Annotated in this window: 5 protein-coding genes and 2 pseudogenes; 4 read left to right on the top strand and 3 right to left on the bottom strand. The window is 72.6% G+C overall.

All coding sequences use genetic code 11. The features are described 5' to 3' along the window. From ACWGI8_RS34920 to ACWGI8_RS34910, 3 genes and pseudogenes are all read right to left on the bottom strand, one after another. Nucleotides 1-137, bottom strand: a pseudogene (locus tag ACWGI8_RS34920) (allophanate hydrolase subunit 1); the annotation flags it as partial. Further along, nucleotides 134-898, bottom strand: coding sequence for a LamB/YcsF family protein (locus ACWGI8_RS34915; RefSeq protein WP_453667177.1), 765 nt, complete (start codon nt 896-898; stop codon nt 134-136). The pseudogene ACWGI8_RS34920 and the gene ACWGI8_RS34915, both read right to left, overlap by 4 nt. Nucleotides 899-912: 14 nt before the next feature. After that, complete coding sequence (locus tag ACWGI8_RS34910; RefSeq protein ID WP_453667175.1) at nt 913-2,193, bottom strand: MFS transporter; 1,281 nt, start codon at nt 2,191-2,193, stop codon at nt 913-915. A 216-nt stretch (nt 2,194-2,409) separates the two neighbouring features. Here ACWGI8_RS34910 and ACWGI8_RS34905 point away from each other — a divergent pair, with 216 nt between their 5' ends. From ACWGI8_RS34905 to ACWGI8_RS34890, 4 genes and pseudogenes are all read left to right on the top strand, one after another. Then, nucleotides 2,410-3,120 (top strand): GntR family transcriptional regulator, encoded by a 711-nt coding sequence (locus ACWGI8_RS34905; RefSeq protein ID WP_453667173.1) that lies wholly within the window; start codon nt 2,410-2,412, stop codon nt 3,118-3,120. A 314-nt stretch (nt 3,121-3,434) separates the two neighbouring features. Next, a complete protein-coding gene (locus ACWGI8_RS34900; RefSeq protein ID WP_453667171.1) occupies nt 3,435-4,979 on the top strand; it encodes a hypothetical protein in 1,545 nt (514 codons plus the stop codon). A 301-nt stretch (nt 4,980-5,280) separates the two neighbouring features. Beyond that, on the top strand, nt 5,281-6,192 hold the full coding sequence (locus ACWGI8_RS34895) for a hypothetical protein (RefSeq protein WP_453667169.1): 912 nt from the start codon (nt 5,281-5,283) through the stop codon (nt 6,190-6,192). An 88-nt stretch (nt 6,193-6,280) separates the two neighbouring features. Beyond that, nucleotides 6,281-7,892: pseudogene (locus ACWGI8_RS34890) on the top strand (hypothetical protein); the annotation flags it as partial.

Raw genomic sequence — 7,892 nt, 5'->3', positions numbered from 1 at the left:
GCCGGCACGATCTCCCGAACCGGGGGGAGCGTGCCGGCGGCGCGGCGGCGCAGCAGCTCGGCATGGAGCGACTCGGCCTCCTCGCCACTGCCCAGCTCCACCAGCAGTGCCCGGTCACCGACGGGCAGCAGCCTCATACGAAGGCCTCCACGCGGACACCCGCCTCCTCCAGACGCGACCGCACCCGGCGGGCCAGCTCGACGGCTCCGGGCGTGTCACCGTGCAGACAGAGCGAGCGGGCGCGGACGCCGACCGACTGGCCGCAGAGCGAGGTGACGACGCCGAACCTGGCCATGGAGACCGAGCGCTCGACCACGGCGCCCGGGTCGGTGACGACGGCACCCTCCTGCCCCCGTGGCACGAGGGTGCCGTCCGCCGTGTAGGCCCGGTCCGCGAACGCCTCGGTGACGACGGGGAGTCCGGCCTTCTCCGCCCTCGTGTGCAGTTCGGAGCCGGGGAGGCAGAGCAGCGGCAGCCGCTCGCCCGTGAGCATGACGCCCTCGACGACGGCCTCCGCCTGCTCCTCGTCGTGGACGACGCGGTTGTACAGCGCTCCGTGCGGCTTGACGTACGAGACGCGCGTACCGGCCGCACGGGCGAAGACCTCCAGCGCACCTATCTGGTACGCGACTTCGGCGGCCAGTTCGGGGGGCGGGACGTCCATCGAGCGGCGGCCGAAGCCGGCCAGATCGCGGTAGGAGACCTGGGCGCCGATCCGTACCTGGCGCTCGGCCGCCAGGGCGCAGACCCGCCGCATGGTGGCCGCGTCCCCGGCGTGGAAGCCGCAGGCCACATTGGCACTGGTGACGACGGAGAGCAGCTGCTCGTCGTCGGTCAGCCGCCAGCGGCCGAAGCCCTCGCCGAGGTCGGCGTTGAGGTCGATCGAAGCCCAGGTCATGGTGGAGGTTCCTTTCACACGAGCTCGCGGCCGCGCGTCTCCGGCAGCCCGAGCAGTGCCACGACGGCGAGACCGTAGCCGACGGCGCCGAAGACGAGAGCGCCGCCGACGCCCCAGCTGTCGGCCAGGAACCCGACGAGGGTGGGGAAGAAGGCCCCCACCGCGCGGCCGGTGTTGTACGTGAAGCCCTGCCCCGTACCCCGCACCGCCGTCGGATACAGCTCGGCGAGGAACGAGCCGAAGCCGCTGAAGATGGCCGACATGCAGAAGCCGAGCGGGAATCCGAGTACGAGCAGCAGCCCGTCCGCCCCTGCCGGAATGTTCGTGTACGCCAGGATGCAGGCGGCCGAGAGCACGGCGAACAGGGCGATGTTCCGCTTGCGGCCCAGCACATCGGTGAGATAGCCGCCCGTGAGATAGCCGATGAAGGCCCCGGATATGAGGAGCGTCAGATAGCCGCCGGTGCCGACGACCGTGAGTCCCCGCTCGGACTTGAGGAAGGTCGGCACCCAGGTGGCCAGGGTGTAGTAGCCGCCCTGGACGCCCGTGGAGAGCAGGACCGCGAAGAGCGTCGTGCGCGCCAGATCCTTCCGGAAGATGGCGGAGAACGAACCCCGTTCGCTGCTCGCGCGGCGTCGCTCCGCCGCCTCCGGCGCGTCCGTCACATTGCGCCGGACGTAGACGACGAGCAGGGCGGGCAGCGCGCCGGTCCAGAACATGACGCGCCATGCGGTGTCGGCGTCGAGGAACTGGAACACCAGCGTGTAGACGATGACGGCGAGGGCCCAGCCGGCGGCCCAGGCGCTCTGCACCGCGCCGAGCGTGCGGCCGCGGTGCCTGGCAGTGGCGTACTCGGCGACGAGGATCGCACCGACCGCCCATTCGCCGCCGAAACCGAGGCCCTGGAGGGCGCGGAACACCAGCAGCGTCTCGTAGTTGGGCGCGAAGCCGCACAGAACGGTGAACAGCGCATAGGTGATCACCGTGATCATCAGCGCCCGGACCCGGCCGATGCGGTCGGCGAGGATCCCGGCGAGCGCACCGCCGACGGCCGAGACGACCAGGGTGACGGTGGTGAGCAGACCGGTCTGGCCGCTGTCGAGACCGAAGAACGCGGCGATCGCCACCATGCTCAGCGGCAGCGTGAAGAAGTCGTAGGAGTCCAGGGCATAGCCGCCGAACGCGCCGCCGAAAGCCCGGCGGCCGCGCGGTCCGAGCGCCCGGAGCCAGGCGAACGCACCCGTGTCCTCGGGGCGTTCGCCCTGCTTCGGCTGGGTCTGCTGGGTCGTGCTCATCTGCACCTCGCAGAGGGGGAGAGGGTGCTGCTGAGTGGTGCTGCTGAGTGATGCGCCGGTTCTGCTGAGTGACGCCCACCACACCGTAGAGGATCGTTGAACGATCCGACAAGAGTCATGTTGTCTCGTTCTTGCTTCTACGATGGAACTCGGACGGCGCCGGCGGGGCCGGCGGTCATGGAGAGCGGAATAGAGGGCGCTGTGGGGGCTGCAGGGATGACGGGGGCCGAACTCGGCGAGCTGGTTGACGACCGCCAGTTGCTGGGCCGTACGAGTACGGCGGAGCGGGTCGCGGACATCCTGCGCACCCGGATCGCGGAGGGCTTCTTCCTTCCCGGGGCGCGGCTCTCGGAGGACAGCATCGGTGGCGCGCTGGGTGTCTCGCGCAACACGCTGCGCGAGGCGTTCCGGCTGCTGACCCACGAGCGGCTGCTGGTCCATCAGCTCAACCGCGGCGTGTTCGTCCGGGTTCTCGCCGTCGAGGACGTCGAGGACATCTACCGCACCCGCCGACTGGTCGAGTGCGCCGTCGTCCACGGGCTCGGCGAGCCGCCGTTCGCGCTGGACGGTCTGCGCGACGCGGTCATCGGCGGCGAACAGGCGGCACGCGAGGAGAACTGGAAAGGCGTCTCCACCGCCAACATCCATTTCCACCGGGAACTCGTCGCGCTCGCGCACAGCGTCCGCACCGACGAGCTGATGCGGGGCGTCCTCGCCGAACTCCGGCTCGCCTTCCATGTCGTGGACGACCCCCGGGGACTGCACGAGCCCTATCTCGTACGGAACCGGCAGATTCTGGACGCCCTCAAGGCGGGGGAACGGGACGGCGCGGAGCAACTGCTCGCCGACTACCTCGACGACTCCCGCACCCAGCTGGTGCGGGTGTACGCGGGGCTGGTGCCGGACGGGGACGCGGCGGAGCGCTGAGGCGCGCAGGATGCCGGGCGTGCGTCGGACACGCGCCGCCGGCCGTGTGTCGGACACGCGCAGCCGGCCGTGTGTCGGCGGCCGGGCAGGCGCCGGACGGGCATCAGGCGGGTGTCCGGCGCACGCCGGTCGCGTGCCGGCGTCGGTCGTGCGTCGGAGGGTTGGGGCTGTGTCGGGCGGATGCCGGTCGTGTGCCGCCGCCGGCCGTGTGTCGGAGGGCCGGGCGTGCGTCGGGCGGAGGCCGCTCGTGTGCCGGGCGCGGGGTTTCTGCGTCGTTTCGACCGTTGTCGGTGCGAGGACCTAGTCTGTGCACCGTGACTTCGCCTGCCTCGACGGAATTCGTTCCGCCCCAGCTCAGCGCGGGGCCGCGCCCCGCGCAGGGCCCGGCCGCCGACGAAGGGCTCGCGCGGCGGCTCCGCGCGCTCGCGTGCACCGCGCCGCTGCACGATCTGGACACCCGCAAGGCGAATCTGGCCGGGGAGTACTCGATCTACGCGATGGCCGAAGTCGCCCTCGCCGCCATCGATCTCGTCACGCTCAACATGGACTTCGACACCGGCGCCGACCATGAGCAGATAGTGGCGAGACTCCTTCCGCGCGTCGCGGCGCAGGCCCCGCAGCGCCCCGCCGCGGAGCACGAGCGGGTGGCCCGCTGGGTGCTGGAGAACCTGATCAACGTCGGCAGTGTCGACCGGGGTTTCCGTGCGGTCTACGGCACTTTCGGGGCTGATGGGGTGTATGTCCGAAGGGACTACGACTTCAAACTCATCGAGGAAGTCCCCGGATACGGCGGCAGCGTCTATCTCCGGACGACCGACGAAGCGGTCAACGTCCTCGTCGGCGCCCTCGACACGGACGTCACCAGCGCGCAGATCGCCGCCGAGGTGAAGCTCGAGGTCCTGATCGCCCGCGGCCGGCTCGCCGACGCGCAGCTCGCCGCCGAGCAGGCCCGCTACCGGACCGTGCAGTACGCGGAGACCCTCCGCAGGACGCTCGAAGCCACCCGCCGCAACGTGCGCGCCGTCGACTGGCTCAATGCCGTGCCCGACATGATCGCCGAGGCGCTCGACCATGTCGCCGACCGCTATCGCCATGAGAACGCGATCCTGACCAACATCCGCAAGGTACGCGACGAGGCCGAGACCGGTTCCGATCCGAAGACGGGCGAGCACAAGCGTCGCGCCGCCGAGCTCGTCGACATAGTCAAGGACTGCATCCGCCGCCACACCCAGCTCCAGTCCCGGCTGCTGGAGGCCGGCCCGCTCTTCCGCGCCGAGCAGGACCGCCAGGCCTTCGCCGCACCCGCCGCCCGCTCCGGGCTGGATCTGTACGGGCAGCTCGTCGCCCCGCTGCTGCCGCTCCCCGTCGAGCAGGCCACACGCGTCACGGACGCCTTCTTCGCCCGTGGCACCGGACTGCGCACCCCTGCCTCGGTCCGCGTCGGCGACCTCGTGGACATGCTGCTGACGCCGCCCGTCGAGCGCGAGCACCTGGGCGCGGAGATGCCCGAGCCCGACCTGATCGCGACCCCGGACGACAGCCGCTTCAGCGAGGAGCAGCTCGCGAGCGCGATGGAGCTGCTCGACCTGGAGCACGACGCCCCACGCCGCCTCTCCGGCCTCCTCGCCGAGGCCCGCCGCCGCGACCCGGACCTGCCCTACCTCGTCGCCCTCCTCGCGATCCACGCGGCGAGCCCCCCGGTCGGCACGGCGTACCGCCAGGGCGAACAGCGCCTGCTGTTCGCCGTCGACGACGGCAAGGAGCTGGACGACCCCGAGTTCGGCGGAGCCGACCTGATCGTCGGCACGGCCCTGCTGGACGCGGCGGGCATGGCGGCGGACCGCACGGAGGCGGCGTGAGCTTCTCCTCGGGGGCTGACGCCCCCAAACCCCCGTACGCCCTACGGGCGCGTCCTCGAACGCCGGACGGGCTGGAGATTCCAGCCCCGCCGGCGTTCGCGGCGTGGGGTCCGGGGCGGCGCCCTCACGCGGCCGAGCCCCATAGCGACGCTGCGGGCAGGGGCGGGGTGGGGCAGTGCCGATATGCGGCTCCGCCGCGTGGGCCCGCCGCAGGCGCCCCCGCCCACCTCGTGGCACCGCACCACCTCGTACGACCGCACCACCTCGTAGCACCGCACCACCGCACAGAGGAGCAGCAGCCGTGAGCGACCAGCACGCAGAGCACGCCGGGACCCGGCGTGAGGCGGACGTGCCGCTCGGGCCCCCGTCGGGCCCGATGTCCGCGTCCGCCGGCGTCACGCCCGCGGACGCCGCCGACGCCGCGCGGCTCGTCTCCTTCGGGCTCCAGCCCAAGCTGCTGCCCGCGCGGGACGCCGAGTACGCCGACCTGCTGCGGCGCTACCGCGAAGAGCCCGCGTTCGCGCGGCTCGCCGATGCCGTCGCCACCGGACTCGGCCTCGTCGTCCTCGAAGTGTCGCCGCGCGCCGGAATGGCCGTGACCGCCGGCGAGGACTCGGTCTTCGCCGTTCGCATGGGCGACTACGCGCGTCGTGCCTCCACCGACTCCGCCGACCGCTTCCTGCACGGCCTCGCCCATCTCGCCGTCGCCGCCATGGCGTTCCCCCGTCCCGAAGACCTCGCCGACGACGGCTACATCGGCCGGATCACGGTCAACGGCGTCGACGCGTTCGTACGCCAGGCCTGCCGTCGCCTGGAGGAGCGTGCCGAGGAGCAGGGGGAGAACACCGACCCGGCCTCCGACGCCCCGGGGCTGGAAGCGGCCTGGCGGATCTACGCCCGCCGCAGCGCGACCGGCGCCACCAAGGACGCCCGGCGCCTCGCGGGCTCGACCACCGGCATCGTGGGCAAGGCCGTCGCCTTCCTCACCGACTCCGGTTTCCTGCAGCGCACCGGCGACGACGCAGGCGGCGCGTACCGCACCACCGCCCGCTACCAGCTGCAGGTCCGCGACATGGCGGGCAGCGCCGCCATGGCCGAGCTGCTGGAGCTCGGCGTCGTGCCCGTCACCGACGGCACCGCCACGCTCGTGCCGCCGCCCGACGCCGACGATCTGGAGCTGGCAGCCGACGCCGGTCTCCCCTTCCACGCCTGATTCCTGCCGAAGCTGCTGAACCTGCTGAACCTGCTGGTCCCTGCCGAACCCTGCCGAACCCTGCTGAGAACGACGAGAGTCCGCCGCCATGTACGAGCTGTCCCGGGTCCGCCTCTACTCCATCGGGCCTGCCGGTGCGCGCTACGCCGACACCGTGCTGGACCTGCGCGGAGTCGGCGAGCCCGTGCCCAACCCGGCCCCGATGCAGGCCGAGTTCTTCGAGGAGGAGCCTGTCGGCCCGCCGCGCCGCCCGGCCCCCGCGGGCGTGCTCTTCCTGGAGAACGGCGGCGGCAAGTCCGTCCTGCTCAAGCTGATCTTCTCGGTGATGCTGCCCGGCCATCGCAACACACTGGGCGGCGCCAGCTCCGGCGTACTGCGCAAGTTCCTGCTCGCCGACGACTGCGGCCACGTCGCCCTGGAGTGGCAGCACACCCTCACCGGTGAACTGGTCGTCGTCGGCAAGGTCAGCGAGTGGCGGGGCCGACAGGTCTCCAACGACCCCCGGAAGTTCGCCGAGGCCTGGTACTCCTTCCGGCCCGGGCCCGGGCTCAGCCTCGACTCCCTCCCGGTCGCCGAGTCCACCGCCGTCCGCCCGCCCGTCGAAGGCGCGTCCGGCGCGCAGGGGCGGCGCCGCACGATGAAGGGCTTCCGGGACGCGATCACCGAGGCGGGCAAGGCCTACCCGCATCTCGAGGTGTACTGGGAGGAGATCCACGACCGCTGGAACGAGCACCTCGGCGACGTCGGCCTCGACCCCGAACTCTTCCGCTACCAGCGGGAAATGAACGCGGACGAGGGTGAGGCCGCGGGCCTCTTCGCGGTGAAGAAGGACTCCGACTTCACCGACCTGCTGCTCCGTGCCGTCACCGACACCCGTGACACCGACGGACTCGCCGACCTGGTCAGCGGCTTCGGCAACAAGCTGGGCCGCCGGGCCGAGCTCACCGCCGAACGCGACTTCACGGCGGGCTCGGTCGATCTGCTCGGCCGCATCGTGGAGGCGGCCGGGACGCGCACCCGGGCCCGCGACATCCACGCGGGCGCCGAGCGACGCACCCGCACGCTCGCCCGCAGGCTCTCCGTGCGCGCAGGCGAGGATCGCGGCCGCGCCGCCGAGCTCGCCCAGCAGGTCACCGCCGCTGCCCATACCGTGACCGAGGCCGAACAGTCCCGCAGCCGCAGTTCGCTGATCGCGGCCGAACTGGCCTACCGGCACGCGTCGCTGGCACTCACCGTCGCCGAGAAGGGGGCCGCGGCGCAGCGCCGCGAGCTGATCGACGCACGCACACTGGCCTCCGCCTGGCAGGCCGCCGAAGCGGTCCTCAGGCACCGCGCCGCCGCCGACCGCGCGGCGCGGGTCGCCGCGGCCATTCGCGAAGCCGAGCGGGACGCCGCGCCCGCACTGGCCGCCCGTGCCAGGGCGGCCGCCGATCTCGTACGCGCGCTGCACTCCGCCGCCGAGGACGGCGAGCGCGTCGCCAACGAGGAGGAGGAGCGCTCCGCCGCGCTCCAGGAGGCCGGCGAGTTGGCCCACCGTGACGCCACCGCCGCCGCGACCGAGGCCCAGCGCGCCCGCAGCGAGGCCGGTCATCTGCGCCAGCGCCTCGCCGAGGTCGAGCAGGAGACCGCCGAAGCGGTCCGTGCCGGCTGGCTCGACGACACCGCCCCCGACGCCGACCCGGCCCGGGCCGCCCTTGCCG

Source organism: Streptomyces sp. NPDC054841, assembly GCF_053611045.1.
Note: the sequence above shows the minus strand (reverse complement) of the source record. Positions and strands in the feature narration are given on the sequence as shown.